The sequence below is a fragment of the Sorangium sp. So ce834 genome (assembly GCF_051521425.1).
In the GTDB taxonomy this organism is placed as follows: domain Bacteria; phylum Myxococcota_A; class Polyangia; order Polyangiales; family Polyangiaceae; genus Sorangium; species Sorangium cellulosum_D.
The window spans coordinates 44,813-63,730 of record NZ_CP150351.1 but is presented as its reverse complement, the minus strand read 5'-3'; the positions used below and the strand labels follow the sequence as shown (position 1 = coordinate 63,730).

Below are 18,918 nucleotides of genomic sequence, written 5' to 3'. Positions count from 1 at the left end.
GCACGCGGCATCCACTATCCTTCGCCGTGTGGACGCTGACTCGCCCCGCCTGCCGACGACCGTCAGGGTCAGCCCCAGCGCGGCGGAGCGCTCGGCGGGCGCGGACGAGTCCGACATCTGGCAGCACGAGGCCGACGAGATCGTCGACGGCAAGTACCGTCTGGTCCGGCCGCTCGGGCGCGGGGGCATGGCCGAGGTCTGGCTCGCGGTCCACGTCACGCTCAAGACCGAGCTCGCCATCAAGTTCCTCAGCGTCTCGCTGACCGGCGACCCCACGCGGAGCCGGACCGTCCTGGAGAGGTTCCGGTTCGAGGCCCAGATCTCGGCCCGCCTGGGCGCGCGCACGCGGCACATCGTCGCCGTCCACGACGCGGGCGTGCACGACGACATCCCTTATCTCGTGATGGAGTACATCCGGGGCCGGACGCTGTTCGCCGAGGTGCACGAGAAGGGGCCGATCGATCCGAGGCGCTTCGCGGACATGCTCGATCAGATCGCGGACGCGCTCACCGTCGCGCACGACATGGGCATCGTGCACCGCGACCTGAAGCCCTCCAACGTGATGCTCCTCGACGATCCCGGCGCGGAGCTGACGGTGAAGGTCGCCGATTTCGGCATCGCCAAGGCGCTGCACGGCGATCTCGGCCTCGATCGGCCGCGCGAGACGGAGGCCGACGTCATGCTGGGCTCGCCGAACTACATGAGCCCGGAGCAGCTCTCCTCGCCGCTCGCGGTCGACGCGCGGGCCGACGTGTGGGCGCTCGGCGTCCTCGCCTATGAGGTGCTGACCGACTGGCCGCCGTTCCAGGGCAACACGATCGCCGAGCTCATCGTGGCGGTCAGCACCCGCGATTTCGAGCCGGCCACGGAGATCCGCCGGTCGCTCCCCCGGGGGCTCGACGGCTGGTTCTCGCGCGCCCTCGCGAAGGAGCCGGCGCGGCGGTTCACCTCGATCCGCGAGATGGTCCGGGCCTACCGCGACGCGCTCGCGGCGCCGCCGCCCGCGCCCGCGGCGGCCCCGCCGGCGCGGCGGCCGGCGGCGCTCGTCGCCGTGGCGGTCGCCTGCCTGGGCACGCTCGCGGGCGCCACCGCGCTCGCGTGGCGCCTGCTCGATGGGCCGCGCGCCGAGCCGGAGGCGGCGCGGCGCCTGTCCCCCGGCGTGCGCGGCGCGCTCCAGGAGCTCGCGGTGCGCCCGCCGCCGCCCCCGCCGCCCGCCGCGACGGCGCCGCCGCCCGCCGTCGCCCCGGCGGACGAGCCCGCTCCCTCCGCCGCGGCGACCGCGTCCGCGCGGCCGCGCTCGAGCCAGCCTCGCCCTGGGGCGGACGGGGGCGCTCCCCGCGCCACGGCGACCGCCAAGCCCGCGCCGCCCACCGTGCCCCGGCGCCGCAAGGAGATCGACAAGAGTGAGATCCTTTGAGCGACAGCTCATCACGCTGTGCGGCGCCGCCTTGCTCGCGGCGGCGCCGGCGCCGGCGCTCGCCGTCGGGGCCGAGGAGGACGCGAAGACGCTGTTCGCGCGCGGGCGCGAGCTGCGGAGCGCCGGCCAGTGCGAGCAGGCGGTCATCGCCTTCCGGAGCGCGCTCGAGATCTACCCCGAGGGGCTCGGCGCGCTGCGGAACATCGCCGAGTGCGAGGAGGAGATGGGCCGCTACGCCTCGGCGCGGCGGGACTGGTGGGATCTCCGGCGCGCCGCGCTCCAGTCCAACGAGGCGAAGTACGCCGGGTGGAGCGAGGACGCCGAGCTCCGGTACCGGGCGCTCGGCAACAAGGTCGGGACGCTGACCGTCCGCCTGCAGGGCGCCGAGGGGCGGCCGCCGGTGCAGGTGGTGCTGGACGGCAAGCCGCTCGATCCGAGGCTCCTCGGCGTCGCGCTCGAGCGCGATCTCGGCGCGCACACGGTCGAGCTCTTCTACGGCGGCGCCGCGCCGATCCTGGAGCGCGTCGAGCTCACGCCGGGCGCGAGCCGGGACGTGACGCTCACCGTGCCCGCGCCGCTCCCGGCGCGCGACGCGCGCGCCCCGGACGCCGCGCCCGCGCCGCCGTCGTCCAGCGGCGTCCGCACGGGCGGCTACATCGCGCTCGGCGTGGGCGGCGCGGGCGCGATCGCGACCGCGGTGGCGCTCGCCGTGCGCGCCAGCGCGCTGTCCAGGGTCGAGGACGGGTGCTCCCCTGCCGGCGGCGGGGGCTACGTGTGCCCGCGCTCGCTGCAGGGGGACTACGGCACCGGGAAGACCGCCACGACGCTCGCGGGCGTCTTCGCCGGCGTCGGGCTGGTCGGCATCGGCGCCGGCGTCACGCTGCTCCTGCTGAGCCCCTCCGAGGCCGCCTCGCCGGCGCCTGGCAAGCCGCCGGTGGCGGAGCTCTCGCTCACCCCGTCGCTGGCCGGCCTCGGCTCCCGCCTCCTCGTGCGCTTCTGATCGGGCCAGGCGCGCGCCTTGCCTGATCTCGCCGCGAACCCGGGCTGCGACCCAGGTTGCGAGGAGTGGTGTCATGACGATGCTCGAACCGATCTCCGAGGTGCCGCCGCTGGTCGAGCGCGACCGGGCGGGGGCGGGCAGAACAGCGGGCAGGGCGGAGCGCCTGGCCTCCACGATCGGCGGCAGCGCCCTCGTGGCGTACGGGCTCGCGCGCCGCAGCGTGCCCGGGCTGGTCCTCGCGCTCGCGGGCGGGGCGCTGATCCATCACGGCGTCTCGGGCCGCCGCGGCGCCGCGGGCGCGCCCGACGATCGCGCCGCGCCGCGCGCGCCGCTCCTGCGCACGGGCCAGCGCGTGGGCCGCCTGTTCGGCGCGCTGGCCCCGGCGGCGACGCGCGTCACGCGCGCCGTGACCGTCGCGAAGCCCGCGGACGAGCTCTATAAATTCTGGCGTAATTTCGAGAACTTACCGCGTTTCATGGAGCACCTCGCCGAGGTCGAGGTCATCAACGATCGCCGCTCGCGGTGGGCGGCGAGGGCGCCCGGCGGCGGCTCGGTGTCGTGGCGGGCCGAGATCGTCGAGGACCGGGAGAACGAGCTCATCGCGTGGCGCTCCCGCGAGCCGGCGGACATCGAGAACGCGGGCTCGGTCCGGTTCGTCCCTGCGCCGGGCGGCCGCGGCACCGAGGTCCGCGTGACGATCGACTACAAGGCGCCGGCCGGCGCGCTCGGCCGGGTGATCGCGAAGGTCTTCGGCGAGGACCCGGATCAGCAGCTCAGGGACGACCTCCGCCACTTCAAGCAGCTGATGGAGGCGGGGGAGATCCCGACGATCGACGGACAGCCCAGCGGCCGGAGATCGGCCGCGCTGGGCGGGGCCGTGCTGGGGAGGTGAGGCCCATGCGCGCGCTCTGCTGGAACGGGGTGAACGATCTCCGCGTCGAGACGGTGCCGGATCCGCGGATCCTCGCCCCGCACGACGCCATCGTCCGCGTGCGGATGTCGTCCGTATGCGGCTCGGATCTGCACCTGATCGACGGCTATGTGCCCACGATGAAGAAGGGGGACATCCTCGGGCACGAGTTCGTCGGCGAGGTCGTCGACGTCGGCCCGGACGTGAGCAAGCTGAAGAGGGGCGACCGCGTCGTCGTCTGCTCGATCGTCGGCTGCGGGCATTGTTATTATTGCGAGCACGCGCTCTGGTCGCTCTGCGACAACTCGAACCCGAGCCACGCCGTGCTCGACGAGGCCTTCGGCGACACGACCGCCGCCATCTTCGGCTATAGCCACGCCTTTGGCGGCATCGCCGGCAGCCATGCCGAGTACGTGCGCGTCCCGTTCGCCGATCAGGGCGCCTTCCAGGTCCCCGAGGCGGTCCCGGACGATCGCGCGGTGTTCGCGGCCGACGCCTTACCGACGGGCTACATGGCCGCGGACATGTGCGGGATCCGCCCCGGCGACGTGATCGCGGTGTGGGGGGCCGGCGGCGTGGGACAGATGGCGATCCTCAGCGCGTACCTGCTCGGCGCGGAGCGGGTCATCGCCATCGACCGGCTCCCCGAGCGCCTCCGGCTGGCCAGCGAGCGCGGCCGCGCCGAGGTGCTCAATTACGAGGAGGTGGACGTCCGCGAGGCGCTCCGCGACATGACGGGCGGCCGCGGCCCCGACGCGTGCATCGACGCGGTCGGCATGGAGGCGCACGGGCGAGGCCTCGAGTACGCCTACGACCGCGCCAAGCAGGCGATGCGGCTCGAGACCGATCGCCCGATCGCGCTGCGCCAGGCGATCATGGCGTGCCGCAAGGGCGGCACGGTGTCGATCGTCGGCGTCTACGGCGGGCTCATCGACAAGTTCCCGATGGGCGCTGCGATGAACAAGGGCCTGGTCTTCCGGATGGGACAGCAGCACGGCCAGCGCTACATCCCGCGCTTGCTCGAGCACCTCGAGCGCGGCGAGATCGATCCCTCGTTCCTCGTGACGCACCCGATGAGCCTCGAGGAGGGGCCGCGCGGATACCAGCTCTTCAAGAAGAAGCAGGATGGCTGTGTGCGCGTCGTCTTCACGCCGGCGGCGAGCGCCTGAGTCGGCGCTGCCGTCCCGCGGCGAGGGCGCGATCGGCGCCGCGACGGTGGGCTTGCGGGCCGGCGAGCGCGGCCTCTGCGCGCCGCCGGCCGAGCGCATCTTCAGCAGGGGCGCCGGGGCGGATCTCGCTCGTGGCGACGGACGGAGCGCGCGGCGCTGAGCTTGTCTTTCCGCCCCAGGGCGCTACCCCTTGACGAGGCGGGGGCGCGCGCAGACGGCGAGGTCGAGATGAGCTCACGGCGAAACAAGATCCTTGGTTCGGTGGCAGGGAGCGGCGCGGTCGCCGTCCGCGGGGCGGCCGAGGCGCTGTTCTCGGTGGCGGGCAAGGGGCTGCTCGACGAGGGCGCGCGGGAGGGCCTGCGGCGCGCGATGGTCGAGAACACCACGGCGGTCGTGGACGCGTTCGCGCCGGGGCTCTCGCTGGGGGCGCAGGCGACGGCGAAGATCATCGTGGATCACGGCGAGAAGCAGGCGGGGGCGCTCGTCGCTCAGGAGGCGGCGCGGCAGGCGGGCCAGGCGGCGCTCACCGACGGCGCGTCGGCCGCGGTGGCCAAGACGCTGACCCGCGAGGTGATGAAGACCGCGGGCCGGGAGATCCTGAAGGGCGCCGGCAAGGCCGCCGGGATCGGGTTCGTCATCGACGGCGCCTTCGGCGCGTACGAGGGGGTCACGGCCTACCAGCGCGGCGAGATGACGAGGCAGGAAGCGATCGCGCACGCGGCCCAGGAGGCCTCGACGGGCGCGGTGGCGACCGGCGCCGGCGTGCTGCTCGCGGCGGGCCTCGTCGCGGTCACCGGCGGCGCTGCGGCGCCGCTCGTCTTCGCGGTGGGCGCCGGCGGCGCGATCGGCGCGAAGCAGGCCCTGCGGCGGCTCGTGGGCCGCGTGTCGTCGAAGATCCTGGTTCGTGCGGTCCCCGACGGAAGCCAGGCGGGGTGACGCCGCGCCGCGGTATGCGCGCCGGCGAGCTTGTCGCGGCCTCGAGGCCTCCACCCGCGCGCACCGGCATTCGTCCCGCGCATCGGCCGAGCGGCGGCCTCGCGGCGCTCGCGCCCGACGGCTTTCGGGCGGTGGTCGATCGACGTAGATCATCGTCATGAAACGACGCGTCCCGAGGCGATCGTTCTTGCGCGTCGGCGGGGCTGCAGCCGCGGCGCTGGCCCTGCCGTTTTCCCTGATCTACGCGCGGAGGCCGGCGACGAAGAACACGGCCGGCCGGTTCGGGCCGCTCCTGCCCGATCCCGCGGGCATCCTCGATCTCCCTGCGCGCTTCGCCTACCGGATCCTGGAGCGCGCCGGCGGCGCCATGGAGGACGGCTACCGGGTGCCCGGCCGGCCGGACGGGATGGGATGCTTTCCTGGGCCGGACAACACGTGGCTCTTGCTCAGGAATCATGAGAATGGGCCGGCCGACCGGAAGATCGGGCCTTACCGGGCCGGGCAGAGCGCGCCGGCGGAGGCGTACGACGCGGCGAGCATGGGCGGCGTCACGAGGCTCGTGGTCGACGCGGCGACGCTCGAGCGCCGCTCGAGCAACCTCGTGCTCGCCGGAACGAACCGGAACTGCGCCGGCGGCGTGAGCCCCTGGGGCTGGCTCACCTGCGAGGAGAACGTCGACCCGCGCCACGGCTATGTCTTCGTGTGCGCGGCGGACGCCTCCAGGGTGGCGCCGCCGCAGCGCCTCACCGGCTACGGCCGCTTCTTCCACGAAGCGGCGGTCGTCGACCCCGCGACGAACATCGCTTACCTGACCGAGGATCGGGCGGACGGCTGCTTCTACCGCTTCAAGCCCGCGGATCCTGCTGCGCCGTTCGAGGGCAGGCTGCAGGCGCTCGCCGTCGTCGGCGCCCGCAAGGCCGACACCTCGGGCTGGGCGCTGCGGGAGCCGCGCGAGATCGCGTGGGTGGACATCGACGATCCCGATCCGCGGGACGACACGGTCCGGAAGCAGGCCCAGGCCAAGGGGGCCGCGCTGTTCCGGCGCGGGGAGGGCGTCTGCCTCGCGCAGGGCGTGGTGTACGTCTGCGCGACGATCGGCGGCCCGGCCGGCGCCGGGCAGATCTTCCGGCTGGCCCCTGCCGGAGACGGCGGCGCGCTCGAGGTCCTCGCCCACGCGACGAGCACGGACGAGCTGGACGCGCCCGACAACATCACCGTCGCTCCCTGGGGAGAGCTCTTCATGGCGGAGGACGGCAGCCGGGGGAACTACCTGCGAGGCGTGACGAAGGACGGGCAGATCTTCGACTTCGCGCGCAACGCGCGGAGCCCGAGCGAGCTCGCCGGCGTGTGCTTCTCGCCCGACGGCAAGGCGCTCTTCGTGAACATGCAGGAAGACGGCCTCACGCTGGCCGTCACGGGCCCGTTCCCCGAGATCGCCGCGGGCGCCGGGAGCCCGAGCCAGGCGGGGGCGCCGGGGTAGAGCGCCGACCGGCCCGAGCGGCCGCTCAGAACGGCGGCGGCGCCGTCTCGCCGATCGGCAGCGGACCCGGCTCCGGCGCGTGCTCCGACTCGCCCGGCGCCGGCCCTGGCTCCGCCGTCCCCGGCTCCGCCGGCCGCGGCCCCTCGCCCGGCGCCGGCACGACCCCCTGCAGCTCCTCCGGCGCTCCGCCGTCGGCCGCCTCCGCGCCCGCGTCCGCCTCGGGGACCGGCGCCTCCTCCGCCGGCTCCGTTCCGGCGACGAACACCTCCTCGACGGCGTCCTCCTGCCCCTCGCGCGCGAGGAGGCCCGTCTGCGGATCGATCTTCACGCGCACCACGCCGCTCGGCACCGGGAAATCGGCCACCGGGCGCTTCGCGTGCGCCTGCTTCATGAAATCGACGAACGCCGGCAGCGCCGCCGTGGCGCCCGCCTCGCCCTTGCCGAGCGGCGCGGCGTCGTCGTAGCCGGTCCACACCGCGCACGCGATGTCGGTCGAGTAGCCGACGAACCAGGTGTCCTTCGACTGGTTCGTCGTCCCCGTCTTGCCGGCGATCGGCCGCCCGAGCGAGCGCGCCTGCTTGGCGGTCCCGGTCTGCACGACGGACGTCAGCAGGCTCGTGAGCACGTACGCCTCCGGCTCCTCCATCACGCGGCGCGCCGGGGGGCGCGGCGGCAGCGGGATCTCCGCCCCGCCCGGCCCGACGATCTTCGTGATCAGGACCGGCTGCTCGTAGACGCCGCCCGCGGCGATGCTCGCGTACGCGGCCGCCATCTCGCGCGGCGTGACCTCGTAGGCGCCGAGCGCGAGCGACAGGTCCGCGCCGAGCTTCGACTGGATGCCGAGCGCGCCGGCGAAGGCGACCACGTTCGAGGGGCCGACGCGCGACATCGCCGACACCGCGGCCACGTTCACGCTGTGCGCCAGCGCCTCGCGCAGCCGCGCGGGCGACTGCCCCTCGCTCTCGTCGTGGTTCTGCGGCTTGTACCCGGCGACGGCCTGCGGGTTCGTCTCGAGGATCGTCGACGGCGTCAGCGTGCGCGCGTGGATCCCGTAGCCGTAGACGAACGCCTTGAACGTCGACCCCGGCTGCCGCCGCGCGAACGTCGCGCGGTCGAGCCCGCCGCGCACCGCCTCGTAGCCGCCGACCAGGGCGACGACCTCGCGCGTCCGCACGTCGATCGCGACGAGCGCGCCCTCGGGTCCGAGCTCGAGCCGCAGCGGCACCGGGGCCGCGGGCTTCGCCGGGCTCCCTGCGGGCGCGGCGCGCCTCGCCTCTCCGACGGCGGCGTCCTCGTCCTCGTCCTGCACCGTCGCGGCCGCCTCGACGACCGGCTCCGGCGCGGGGCCGATCAGGCTGACGCGCACCACCTTGTCGACGTCGGCGAACTTGCTCGGCGCGAGCCCGTTCGGGTTGTATCGCTGCGCGCCGCGGAGCGCGACCGTGCCGTCCAGCGTGCCCACGCGCACCGCGAGCGTGCCTCGGGCGTCGTCGGCGCCGGTCACGACCCCCCGGAAGACCTTGTGGCCGGCCGGCGTCCCCTCGAAGGGCGGCGGCTCCTTCTTGGCCCGCGCGAGCGGGCCGAACAGCTTGTGCCGCTTCGCGTACGCGTCGAGGTTCTTGCGGACGGCCGCGCGCGCCGCCGCCTGCAGCGCAGGATCGATCGTGGTCGTGATCGTGTACCCGCCCTGCTGCGCGGCGGGCCCGACGACCTCGCGCAGCACGCGCTGCGCCTCGCTGACGACCTCGGGCGCGAGCTCGGCGAGCGACTCGGTCTCGATGGCGAGCACCACCGGCTCCCGCTTCGCCTGCTCGACCTGGCCCTCGTCCGCGAAGCCCTTCCTGTGCATCTGGTCGAGCACGAAGTCGCGCCGCGCCACGGCGCGCTCGAGGTTCGCGCGGGGCGAGTACACCGACGGCCCCTTCACGACGGCGACGAGCAGCGCCGCCTCGGCGAGCGTCACGTCGCGCACGCTCTTGCCGAAGTAGTAGCGGCTCGCCTCCTCGACCCCGTAGCGGCCGTGGCCGAAGTAGATCTTGTTGAGGTAGAGCTCCAGGATCTCGTCCTTCGTGAGCTCCTGCTCGATCCTGCGGGCCAGGATGATCTCGCGCGCCTTGCGCTTGTAGGTCCGGTCCGGCGTGAGCAGGACGTTCTTCACGACCTGCTGCGTGATCGTGCTCGCCCCCTGCCTGGTCTGGGTCGAGCGGAGGTTCACCGCGAGGGCGCGGAGCATGCCGAGGTAGTTCAGCCCCGCGTGCTCGTAGAAGCCCGCGTCCTCGGCGGCGAGCGTGGCCAGCTTCACCTGGTTCGGGATCTCGCCGATGCGCACGACGGTGCGCCGCTCGGTGAAGAGCTCGCCGAGGCGCGTCCCGTCGCGCGCGAGGATGCGCGTCACCTGCGGGGGCCGGTAATCCTTGAGCTCGCGGGTCGAGGGGAGATCCGCCTCGTAGTGCCGGACGACGAGCACGACGCTCGCGGCGGCGAGGACGAGCAGCGCCGCGAGCGCGATCCCGATGCGCTTCGCCCAGGTGGCGATCCTGGCGCCCCGGTCCTGTCCGGCCGCCGCGTCGTCGGGAAGCGCCGGCGGCGGGCCCTCGAGGCGCGGCGCGCTCGCCGTCCGCGCCGCCGTGCTGATCCGTTGCGGCGGCTCGCTCCCTCGCACCGGCGGGCTGGATCTCCGCGCGGGGGGCTCCGACGCCCGCCACTGCGGCTCCGACGCACGCCGCGGCGGCTCCGACGCACGCCGCGGCGGCTCCGAAGCCCGCCACTGCGGCTCCGACGCACGCAACTGCGGCTCCGAAGCCCGCCACTGCGGCTCCGACGCACGCCGCGGTGGCTCCGAAGCCCGTCGCGGCGGCTCCGACGCATGCCGCGGCGGATCGGCGCTCCTGGCCGGATCGTTGTCGTTTCCCCCTGGGTTCCCTGATTGCTCCGAGGCCATGACGTCGTCCCCGTGAACGCTGGCGCCTGCGATGCGCATCCAGAGCGCCCGGCGCGCCGGAGCGGCGACGCTAGCACGCCCGCGGTGGCTCGCCTCGTTTCAGGCCTCGGCCGCGGGAGCTCAGCCCTGGAACAGCCGCATCGCCACGATGGTGATCAGGACGCCGGCGATCAGGCACCCCGCTGCGATGCCGACGAGGAGCAGCGGCTTGGTCTCCGCCTTGGCCGGCGCCTTGGCGAGCGGCGCAGGCGCGGGCGCCGGCCTGATGGCGGGCGCCGGCGGCTGCTGGACCATCTTCACCGTCTTCGCCGGCGACTTGAACGGCGACGACGCGGGCGCCTTGCTCGCCTGGAGCGCGGCGGCGTGCTGTTTCGCCGCCTGCTCGAGCACCGCGTTCGCGTTCTTCGGCATCATCGCCGTGTAGCCCTTGCCCGCGCCGCCCGCGAACGGCTTGAGCGCGTCGGCGAACTCCGCGGCCGAGTCAAACCGATCCTCGGGGCGCTTCTCGAGCGCCTTGGCGAGCACCACCCCGAGCCCCGGCGGGAACTGCTTCCCGGGCACGCGCTCGTCGAGCGGGATCGGGTTCCGGGTCACGTGGTGCTGGATGTATTCCATCGGCGTCCGCGCCTCGAACGGCAGCTTGCCCGTGAGCACCTCGTACAGGATGGTCGCGAGCGAGTAGATGTCGCTGCGCGCGTCGAGCACCTTGCCCTGCGCCTGCTCGGGCGACATGAACTCCGGCGTCCCGAAGACCATGCCCTCCTGCGTGAGCATCACCGACCCCGGCCGGAGCTCGCGCTCCGTCACCTTCGCGAGGCCGAAGTCGAGCACCTTCGGGTAGTCCTTCAGCCCGCCGTTGGTCGACAGGAAGATGTTCTCGGGCTTGAGATCGCGGTGCACGATCCCCTGCATGTGCGCCTCCTGCAGGGCGCCGCAGACCTGGATCAGGATCGGGATCGCGCGCTCGACCGGCAGCGGCCCTTCCTTGCGGACCACCTGGTTCAGGTTCTTGCCCTCCAGGTACTCCATCACGATGTACAGCGAGCCGTCCTCGAGCTCGCCGTAGAGCAGCACCTTCACCGTGTTCGGGTGGGTGAGGTGGCTCATCGCCCGCGCCTCGCGGCGGAAGCGAGAGACGAGATCCTTTCGGTTCGCGAGCTTGGGGTGGAGGATCTTCACCGCCACCATCCGGTTCATCGCCGGCTGGGCGGCCTTGTAGACCGACCCCATGCCGCCGGAGCCGATCTTCTGAAGGATCTGGAACTGCCCCCCGAGCAGATCTCGACCGATGTTCGGGTCCGGACCGGCGGCCATGCGTGGAGCCGGAAAATACCACGCAACCCACCCGTATCGTCTATGACCGAAGCAGCGGACCCATCGGATCCGTCGTGGCACTGAAAATGACCGTAAAAATTGAAGCCCCCGGGGCGGCCGAGGCGCTCGAGAGCCCGCTCCTCGCCGCCGCCGGCTTCTCGCACGCCTTCTTCACCCGGCGCGGCGGCGTCAGCGCCCCCCCGTGGGACACGCTGAGCTTCGCCATCGCGCTCGGCGACGACCCCGCCGCCGTCCGCGAGAACCTGGAGCGCGCCGCGCGGCGCCTCGGCATCCCGGCGGCGCGGCTCTATTACCTGAGCCAGGTCCACGGCGTGGCGGCGCGCGTCCTCACCGGCGACGAGGATCGCGACGAGGTCGTCCGCCAGGTCGGCGACGTGACCCTCTCGCGCGTGCCCGGGGTCGGCTGCGGCGTCCGCAGCGCCGACTGCGCCCCGATCCTCCTCGCCGATCGCCGGAGCGGCGCCGTCGCCGCGGTCCACAGCGGCTGGCGCGGCACCGCGCGCCGGGTCGTGGTCGAGGCGGCCCGCGCGCTCAGGTCGCTCGCCGGCCCCGGCGCCGATCTCGTCGCGGCGATCGGCCCGCACATCGAGGCCTGCTGCTTCGAGATCGGCGACGACGTCGCCGCCGAACTCGCCGCCTGCTCCAGCGCCGGCGACGCCGCCATCGTCCGCGGCGCCCCCGGCGCGCGCCCGCACGCCGACGTCCGCCGCATCCTCAAGGCCCAGCTCGCCGAGTCCGGCCTCGACGCAACGTCGGTCGATGACGTCCGGGGGTGCACCGCGTGTGACCCCGCCCGCTTCTTCTCGTACCGGCGCGACGGACAGCGGAGCGGCCGGCTGCTCTCCGTCATCGTCGCCGGCGGTACCGTCATCGGCTAAAACGCTCCCATGGTCTCGCTCGCGCGCGACTCGTCGCCGATCGTCCTCGCCATGGTGGGCCTGCCCGCGCGGGGGAAGACATCCATCGCCCGCAAGATCGCGCGGTACCTCTCGTGGCTCGGCCACCCCACGCGGCTCTTCAACGTCGGCAACTACCGCCGCGCGCACCTCGGCACCGCGCAGCCGCACCAGTTCTTCGACCCCGACAACACCCAGGGCCGCCAGGCGCTGCTCGGCATGGCGATGACGGCGCTCGACGACCTCATCGGCTGGCTCAGCTCCGGCGGCGAGGTGGCGATCTACGACGCCACGAACAGCACCCGCGCCCGCCGGAACCTCGTCACCGAGCGCTGCCAGGCGCACGGCTTCCCGGTCGTCTTCATCGAGTCGATCTGCAACGACGAGTCGATCATCGAGACGAACGTCCGCGAGACAAAGCTCCGCTCGCCCGACTACCAGGGCGTCGATCCCGAGGAGGCGCTGCGCGATTTCCGCGCGCGCATCGCGCACTACGCCCGCGCGTACGAGCCGCTCGGCGAGCCCGAGAAGAGCTACATCAAGATCATCGACGTCGGCCGCCAGGTCGTGCTGAACCGCATCCACGGCTACCTGCCGGCGCGCCTCGTCCCGCTCTTGATGAACATGCACCTCACGCCGCACCCGATCTGGCTGACCCGCCACGGCGAGAGCGTGTTCAACGAGAAGGGGCTGCTCGGCGGCGACTCGGACCTCAGCGCGCGCGGCGACGACTACGCGAAGAACCTCGCCGTCTTCATCCGCGAGCGGGCCGGCGACGAGCACGTCAACGTCTGGACGAGCACCCTGCGCCGCACCATCCAGACCGCGCGCCCGATCACGCAGAACCACGTCGCGTGGCGCGCCCTCGACGAGATCGACGCGGGCGTCTGCGAGGGCATGACGTACGAGGAGATCCGCCAGCAGATGCCCGAGGTCTTCAACGCGCGCGCGGCCGACAAGTTCCGCTACCGCTACCCGCGCGGCGAGTCGTACGAGGACGTCATCCAGCGCCTCGACCCGCTGATCATCCAGCTCGAGCGCCAGCGCTCGCCCGTGCTCGTGATCGGCCACCAGGCGGTGCTGCGCGCGCTCTACGCCTACCTCGTGGATCGCCCCGCGCCCTCGTGCCCGACGCTGCCGATCCCGCTGCACACCGTCATCGAGCTGACCCCCACCGCGTACGCGTGCGAGGAGCGCCGCTTCCAGCTCGCGCCCGCGGTCCAGGGCGGCGACTCGAGCACCGCGCACCCCTGATCCTCCCGGCGCGACGGCGCCGCGCGCGCCGCGCCGGGTCAGCGATCCCGGCTGATGAGCTTGCGGAGCAGCTCCAGCGGGTGGAACGGCAGCATCGCGGCCATCTCGCTGTCGGTGCCGGCCCGCTCGAGCACCGCACGCATCGCGGGCGCCACGATCCCCATCGGATCGATCCGCTCCGCGATCGCGCGGAGGGCGCTGAGCGCCGCGCGCCCCGCGTCGATGCCGAGCGGGATGGCGAGCGCCGCCGGCACCGGCGCGAGGATCACGTCGCGCACCGCGACCGCCCGCGCCCAGGCGCCCGGGCTCGGGTCGACCTCGAGCTTCCGGATCGTCTCCGCCTCGGCGAAGCAGCCGAGCGACAGCTCCCCTGCCCGCTCCTCGATGGCGCGCGAGAGGTGCCGGTAGTCGCGCCGCCAGTCGCCGGCGAGCAGCCCCATGTCCTCCCGCACCTCGTCCGGCCCGAGGATCAGGTTGATGCCGCGCGCGTCGCGGCGGAGCGCGACGCTCGTCCAGAGCTCCCCGCCCTCGAACAGGCCGATCACCATCGTCTTGCCGACCCCGGCGAGCGACTCCAGCGTGCCCCGCACGACGCCCGGCGACGGCATCGGCACGCCGCGCAGCCGCGCCGGCCAGAGATCGATCCTCCCGGCGAGGAGCTCCTCGCGCGCGAGCTGCAGCAGCAGGAGCGTCTGCGCGACGAGGTCGTCGCCGCGCCGCACCCGCGCCCCGAACCGCTCCACGATGGCCTCGAGGGCGCCGGCCTCGATCACCGCGGCCCAGCTCGCGTGGTGGCCCGCGGCGAGCTCCTCGGCGGAGAGCCGGGCGGCGCGCTGCGCGTCGTCGAGCCGGAGCCGGCCGGCGTCCGTGTGCATGAGCTTCCTGAGCCTGCCGCCCGCGCGGACCGCGACGACGCCGCCGCGCGGCCGGTCGACCTCGCGCTCATCGATGCCCGCGCGTCTGGGCCGGAACAACGACAGCACGCGGACCCAGTCGGTCGCGGTGAACCCCTCGAAGCGGACGTCGGGCGAGAGCACGGGGCGAGCCTACTCCTGGCGCGCTCGGTGCGCGAGCGCCGGGCCGGAGCGCGCCGTCAGCCCGGCGCGCCCGCCGGCCGCTCGGCGCGGGCAAGGCCGGCTACGCCCCCCACCAGAGCATCTCGTGCGCCTGCGTCTCGCCGCGGATCGGCACGATCACCCGGATCTTCTGGCCCTCGATCTGGACCACGTGGGCGGGGAAGCCGTCGGCCGGGTAGTACACGGATTTCACGAAGCCGTTCGCGTCGAGCCAGAACAGGTGCACCCCCTCCACGGTCGCCCCGTGCATGAGGAGCATCCGCCCGCCCCCGAGCAGCGCGAACTCCATGCTCTTGAAGGCCATCTCCTCGAAGCGCTCCGGGGACGGGAAATCCTCCCCCACCGACCTGAGCTCCGGCAGGTGCGCGCGCAGGTGCTTGTAGAGCGTGTCGTAACGCACCTTCGCGAGCCTCGGGATCCGCCGGTCGCCCGCCGCGATCACGGGCAGCCGCTCCGCGTCGAAGGTCGGCACCTCCACGTGGGTGCGGTAGCGGTCCGCGAGCCTGCCGCGGCCGATCTCCTCGTCGCTGAGCGCCTTCAGCCACCACTGGAAGATCGCGAGATCGCCGGTCCCCGCGCTCGACTCGAGCCGGACCAGCGACTCCCACAGCGGCCTCCGGACCTGCCATTTTCCCCCGTGGTTCCTGGCGACGCACGCGCCGACGTAGAGCGCCCCGTGCGTCACGAGGGTGACCAGCATGGGCGGCGCCCCGGCCCCGCTCTCGGCCGACGTACCTCGCGCATCGGCGGCGCCCTCGGCCGGCGAGAGCCAGGCGTCGCGCCGCTCGCGCGTCAGCGCCGCGCCCAGCCGGTGGACCGACGCGTCGGAGAAATCGAGCCCGAGGTCGGGCGCGCCGAACGCCCCGGGCGCGAGCCGGGCGAACACCTCCGCCGCGTGGTCGATCTGGACCAGGATCGACGGGTTTCCGGCCGGGTTCGCGTCCGTGGAGCGCGCGGCCGCGAGGTCGGCGAGCGCGTCGGGCGGGTAGTGCGGCACGAAGATGCGCTCGAAGAGTTGGGCGGCCGTGATCGGTTCGGCGGGCATGGCGTTGGGCCGGGAAAGAGGCCGGGGACGGGGATCGGGCGGGCGCGTCCGGCGCCGCTCAGAACATCTTCTTGCGCTTCGACGAGCTCAGGATGCCGAGCATCTCGCGGTACTTGGCCACGGTGCGGCGGGCGATCTTGATGCCGTCCGTCTCCTCGAGGATCTTGACGATCGCCTGGTCGCTGTAGGGGTTCGACTTGTCCTCGGCCAGGATGATCTTCTTGATCGCCTGCTTGACGCTCTCCGACGCGATGTCCTCGTCAGCCACCCTGTGGATCGACGAGTTGAAGAAGTACTTGAGCTCGAAGAGCCCCTGGGGCGTGTGCACGTACTTGTTCGACGTCACGCGCGAGATGGTCGACTCGTGCATGCCCACCGACTCGGCGACGTCCCGCAGGATCATGGGCTTCAGGTAGCCCACGCCGCGCTCGAGGAACTCGCGCTGCTTCTCGACGATGCACTCGGTCACCTTGATGATCGTGCGCCGCCGCTGCTCGATGGCCCGGATCAGCCACTGCGCGCTCCGGAGCTTCTCGCTGATGAACTCCTTCGCCTTCGGATCCTTGAGCATCCGCTGGGCGAGGTTCTCGTTGATGTACAGCCGCTGGAGCCCCTTGTCGTTGTCGGTGACGACGAACTGGCTGCCGTCCTTGATGACGTAGACGTCCGGGGTGATGGCGATGGTCTTCTCGTCGACCTCGGCGAAATTGCGCGCCGGCACGCTCTCCAGCTTCTGGATCTCCTGGACCGCGTCGTAGACGTCCTCCAGCGAGATCTTCAGCGCCTTCGCGATCGCGGGGAAGTTGCGCCGCTCCACGTTGTGGAGGTGGTCCTTGATGATCGCCATCTCGATCTCGTCGAAGCCGAGCACCTCGGCCTGGACCCGCAGGCACTCGGACAGGTCGCGCGCCGCGACCCCGACCGGGTCGAAGCGCTGGATCATGGCCAGCACCTCCTCGGCGTCCTCGGGGTGCAGCTCCGCCTCCCGCGCCAGGTCGGCGAGGCTCAGATCCGGCCCCTTCGTGCCGTCCGGACGTTCTCCCCCCTTGAGGTCGAGGTACCCCTTCTCGTCGAGGTTGCCGATGACGAGCAGGGCGAACTGCCGCTCGTTCTCGACGAAATCGCTCATCTGGAGCTGCCAGAGCAGGTGGTCGCGCAGGTTCGACGGCTTCGTCAGGTTCTGGTCGATCGGCGGCAGCTCCTCGAAGCCGCCCCGGTGCGCGGGCATGGCCTGCTGCAGCTGGCGGTTTTCCAGGAATTGCTCCCAGTCCACCTCCTTGACCCGCTTTTCCGTCTCGCGCGCCGCGATGTCGGTGTCTCGGTCGAACCGCTCGCCGTTCTCCAGCCGCTGCTCCGTCGGCAGATCGGCGTTCCTCCCCCTCTGATCCCCCTTCTCCCCGTCCCGCGCCTTCGGGTCGGTCATGTCGTCCGCGAGGACCGGGTTGCCGTCCAGCTCCTTCCTGATCTCGTCGACCAGCTCGAGCCGCGAGAGCTGCAGCAGCCGGATGGCCTGCACCAGCTGCGGGGTCATCACAAGCTGCTGGGACAGCTTGAACTGGAGCTTCATCTCCATGCCCATGAGGAGCTCCTTCTCTCAGTTCGCCGCCTGCGCCACCCGCCGAACGGGGGCCGGGGCATTGCGCGAGGTTCGTGCCATCGAGTGTTTCATTGGTGGCCTCACCCCCAACGTAGCATCGAACGGGGCAGCGGCCCGGGTCTTGCTTTCACGTCTGTACCAAAAAATCGCGCATGACCTGCGTCCTGCACCGCTGAACGCGTTATCAGGCTCCACCATGGCAGAATTTCTCCGCCCTGTGCGGAGCGCTGTCTTTGGCCTGTTCGGCGTGGCCCCCGTCGACGGATCGTTGCACCATCGGCGCCCGATCGGGAGGCTTGAAATCCCGAAAGATTGGGCGATGCCGCGATGGGACAGCCGAAGGTGCGCGGACCTGCGCTGGGGAACGAGGGCGTGCGCGACGACGCCTCGCAGGATCTCGAGAAGGAGCGGATCCTGTCTTGCTCGCCCCTGACCCAGCTGACCTCACCGAGCCGGCGCGCGCTGCTCGACCTCGGCACGCTCGAGCGGCTTCCGCGCCGGCAGTGCCTCTGCCAGCAGGGCGCGCCGCCGAGGCACCTGATCCTGCTCGGGGCCGGCCGCGTGAAGGTCGAGCGCGTGGCCGAGGGGCGGGTCGTTCCGCTGGGTCACCGCGGGCCCGGCGACCTCGTGGGCGAGAGCGCGCTCGCGGGCGCGCCGGTCGCGTCCGAGAGCGCGATCGTGCTCGACGAGGGGAGCGGGCTCGTGGTGCCGCTCGCCGGGCTCACGCGGCAGCTCGCCGCCGACGCCGCGCTCCGCGAGGCGCTCGCCGCGGCGCTCGTCTCGCGCAAGCTCGAGACCGAGGCGCGCCTCGGCTCCCTGCTCCTCTGCACGGTGGAGGTGCGCCTGCTCGATTTCCTCCGCGCCGCTGCCCGGCGGTGGGGCCGGCCGCACGCGTCGGGTCAGCTGGTGTCGGCCCCGTTCACGCACGCCGACATCGCGCTGCTGATCGGGTCCACCCGCGAGACGGTCACCCTGCTGCTCGGCAAGCTGAAGCGCGCCGGCCTGATCGCGTTCGACCGGCGGCGGATCGTCATCCGGGATGGCGCGCACCTCGCGGCGCGCGCCGCGTCGACCTGATCGTCCGCCCGGAGGGGCCGCTGCGGGCCCTGCGCTGCAGCCGGACGACGGCGGCGCCGCTCGCCCCCGCGACGGCGTCCTCGCGCGGCTCCGCCGGCCGGGTCGCCGTATCGAGCTGCGCGGCTCCGCCGGGGACGCGCGCGCCTCGATCGCCCGGCGCACCGCGCTCCGGGCTGGCGAGGCCGCCGCGGACCAGCCGGAGGCGAGGGAAGACCCCGGACCTCGTTGACGGCCGGGGGCTCTGCTCGACGAAGATCGTGCTGAGCAGCCGGCCGAAGGCGTACGGCTTGAGCAGGACCTCGCTCACGTCGTCCGCGCCGCCGCACGAGACCGGCTCCTCGGCGCAGAAGACGATCCGCCGCGGCATCGCGCCCTCGCGCCGCAAGCGGCCCAGGATCTCGCGGGCGCCTTTCGTCCCGGGGGCGAGATCGATCAGCGCGACGTCGTAGACGCGCTCGCGGGAGAGGGAGATCGCTTCCTCCAGCGTCGCGGCCGGGCTGACGAGGGCGCCGCGGTTGCCGAGGAGGAGCGCCGTGGCCCTCCGGAGGACAGGGTCCTGATCGAAGAGGAGAACGTTCGGTTGGTACGTCATCGGGGTTCCCTGCGGCTTGCAGTCGAAGTGCGCCGCATCGACGGGGACGGCGACGCGCGCGCGTCCCACCGCTCGGCGGCAGCATCCGCGTCCGCGGACGGCCCCCGTCTTCGCAACGCACGTGCCGACGGCGCGGCGGCGGCGCCGCCCGGCCCCCGCCGGCCGCGGTTCTCGGCGTCAACGCGGCCCTTTC

General features: G+C 73.1%; 15 protein-coding genes. 9 read left to right on the top strand and 6 right to left on the bottom strand.

Features of this window, described 5'->3' with window-relative positions; all coding sequences use genetic code 11:
• The first annotated feature begins 28 nt into the window (after positions 1-28).
• The 6 genes from WMF20_RS00230 to WMF20_RS00205 all read left to right on the top strand — a co-directional run bounded on the left by WMF20_RS00230 (position 29) and on the right by WMF20_RS00205 (position 6,912).
• Positions 29-1,417 (top strand): serine/threonine-protein kinase, encoded by a 1,389-nt coding sequence (locus WMF20_RS00230; RefSeq protein WP_437609589.1) that lies wholly within the window; start codon positions 29-31, stop codon positions 1,415-1,417.
• Positions 1,404-2,417, top strand: a complete 1,014-nt coding sequence (locus WMF20_RS00225; protein ID WP_437609587.1) for a tetratricopeptide repeat protein — start codon at positions 1,404-1,406, stop codon at positions 2,415-2,417. The genes WMF20_RS00230 and WMF20_RS00225 overlap by 14 nt, the downstream gene beginning before the upstream one ends.
• Positions 2,418-2,490: 73 nt before the next feature.
• Positions 2,491-3,309, top strand: a complete 819-nt coding sequence (locus WMF20_RS00220; RefSeq protein WP_437609585.1) for an SRPBCC family protein — start codon at positions 2,491-2,493, stop codon at positions 3,307-3,309.
• Positions 3,310-3,314: 5 nt separating this feature from the next.
• Positions 3,315-4,496, top strand: coding sequence for a zinc-dependent alcohol dehydrogenase (locus WMF20_RS00215; protein WP_129572404.1), 1,182 nt, complete (start codon positions 3,315-3,317; stop codon positions 4,494-4,496).
• Between the two features lie 228 nt (positions 4,497-4,724).
• On the top strand, positions 4,725-5,432 hold the full coding sequence (locus WMF20_RS00210; RefSeq protein WP_437609583.1) for a hypothetical protein: 708 nt from the start codon (positions 4,725-4,727) through the stop codon (positions 5,430-5,432).
• A gap of 157 nt (positions 5,433-5,589) precedes the next feature.
• Positions 5,590-6,912 carry an alkaline phosphatase PhoX gene (locus WMF20_RS00205; protein WP_437609581.1) on the top strand — a complete coding sequence of 441 codons (1,323 nt, stop codon included), beginning with the start codon at positions 5,590-5,592 and terminating at the stop codon, positions 6,910-6,912.
• Positions 6,913-6,937: 25 nt separating this feature from the next.
• On the opposite strand, the gene WMF20_RS00200 is transcribed toward WMF20_RS00205, so the two are convergent.
• Together WMF20_RS00200 and WMF20_RS00195 are read right to left on the bottom strand one after the other, a co-directional pair.
• Entirely contained in the window at positions 6,938-9,574 is a 2,637-nt protein-coding gene (locus tag WMF20_RS00200) for a penicillin-binding protein 1A (protein WP_437609579.1), read from the bottom strand.
• A 399-nt stretch (positions 9,575-9,973) separates the two neighbouring features.
• Positions 9,974-11,167 carry a serine/threonine-protein kinase gene (locus tag WMF20_RS00195; RefSeq protein ID WP_129572400.1) on the bottom strand — a complete coding sequence of 398 codons (1,194 nt, stop codon included), beginning with the start codon at positions 11,165-11,167 and terminating at the stop codon, positions 9,974-9,976.
• 74 nt (positions 11,168-11,241) lie between these two features.
• Between WMF20_RS00195 and pgeF the strand changes: the two genes are divergently transcribed.
• Together pgeF and WMF20_RS00185 are read left to right on the top strand one after the other, a co-directional pair.
• The gene (gene pgeF / locus WMF20_RS00190) at positions 11,242-12,066 is read left to right on the top strand and encodes a peptidoglycan editing factor PgeF (protein WP_437609576.1); all 825 of its coding nucleotides are present in this window, start codon (positions 11,242-11,244) and stop codon (positions 12,064-12,066) included.
• Positions 12,067-12,075: 9 nt separating this feature from the next.
• Positions 12,076-13,338: a bifunctional nucleoside/nucleotide kinase/histidine phosphatase family protein gene (locus tag WMF20_RS00185; protein ID WP_129572399.1), complete on the top strand. Its 1,263-nt coding sequence runs from the start codon at positions 12,076-12,078 to the stop codon at positions 13,336-13,338.
• 38 nt (positions 13,339-13,376) lie between these two features.
• On the opposite strand, the gene WMF20_RS00180 is transcribed toward WMF20_RS00185, so the two are convergent.
• From WMF20_RS00180 to rpoN, 3 genes are all read right to left on the bottom strand, one after another.
• Positions 13,377-14,375, bottom strand: coding sequence for a hypothetical protein (locus WMF20_RS00180; RefSeq protein ID WP_129572398.1), 999 nt, complete (start codon positions 14,373-14,375; stop codon positions 13,377-13,379).
• Between the two features lie 100 nt (positions 14,376-14,475).
• A complete protein-coding gene (locus WMF20_RS00175) occupies positions 14,476-15,459 on the bottom strand; it encodes a hypothetical protein (protein WP_437609574.1) in 984 nt (327 codons plus the stop codon).
• A 58-nt stretch (positions 15,460-15,517) separates the two neighbouring features.
• Positions 15,518-17,038: an RNA polymerase factor sigma-54 gene (gene rpoN, locus WMF20_RS00170; protein ID WP_129572396.1), complete on the bottom strand. Its 1,521-nt coding sequence runs from the start codon at positions 17,036-17,038 to the stop codon at positions 15,518-15,520.
• A gap of 345 nt (positions 17,039-17,383) precedes the next feature.
• On the opposite strand from rpoN, the gene WMF20_RS00165 reads away from it, so the two are divergent.
• Complete coding sequence (locus WMF20_RS00165; protein WP_437609571.1) at positions 17,384-18,133, top strand: Crp/Fnr family transcriptional regulator; 750 nt, start codon at positions 17,384-17,386, stop codon at positions 18,131-18,133.
• On the opposite strand, the gene WMF20_RS00160 is transcribed toward WMF20_RS00165, so the two are convergent.
• Positions 18,087-18,725 (bottom strand): response regulator, encoded by a 639-nt coding sequence (locus WMF20_RS00160; RefSeq protein ID WP_437609569.1) that lies wholly within the window; start codon positions 18,723-18,725, stop codon positions 18,087-18,089. The genes WMF20_RS00165 and WMF20_RS00160 overlap by 47 nt on opposite strands.
• Between the last annotated feature and the right edge of the window lie 193 nt (positions 18,726-18,918).

Bases quoted from the DNA above. Each gene is read 5' to 3' on its own strand.
- WMF20_RS00215 (WP_129572404.1), top strand. From the start codon at position 3,315: ATGCGCGCGCTCTGCTGGAACGGGGTGAACGATCTCCGCGTCGAGACG.
- rpoN (WP_129572396.1), bottom strand. From the start codon at position 17,038: ATGGGCATGGAGATGAAGCTCCAGTTCAAGCTGTCCCAGCAGCTTGTG.
- WMF20_RS00175 (WP_437609574.1), bottom strand. From the start codon at position 15,459: ATGCCCGCCGAACCGATCACGGCCGCCCAACTCTTCGAGCGCATCTTC.
- WMF20_RS00205 (WP_437609581.1), top strand. From the start codon at position 5,590: ATGAAACGACGCGTCCCGAGGCGATCGTTCTTGCGCGTCGGCGGGGCT.
- WMF20_RS00210 (WP_437609583.1), top strand. From the start codon at position 4,725: ATGAGCTCACGGCGAAACAAGATCCTTGGTTCGGTGGCAGGGAGCGGC.
- WMF20_RS00185 (WP_129572399.1), top strand. From the start codon at position 12,076: ATGGTCTCGCTCGCGCGCGACTCGTCGCCGATCGTCCTCGCCATGGTG.
- WMF20_RS00160 (WP_437609569.1), bottom strand. From the start codon at position 18,725: ATGACGTACCAACCGAACGTTCTCCTCTTCGATCAGGACCCTGTCCTC.
- WMF20_RS00220 (WP_437609585.1), top strand. From the start codon at position 2,491: ATGACGATGCTCGAACCGATCTCCGAGGTGCCGCCGCTGGTCGAGCGC.
- WMF20_RS00195 (WP_129572400.1), bottom strand. From the start codon at position 11,167: ATGGCCGCCGGTCCGGACCCGAACATCGGTCGAGATCTGCTCGGGGGG.
- WMF20_RS00165 (WP_437609571.1), top strand. From the start codon at position 17,384: ATGGGACAGCCGAAGGTGCGCGGACCTGCGCTGGGGAACGAGGGCGTG.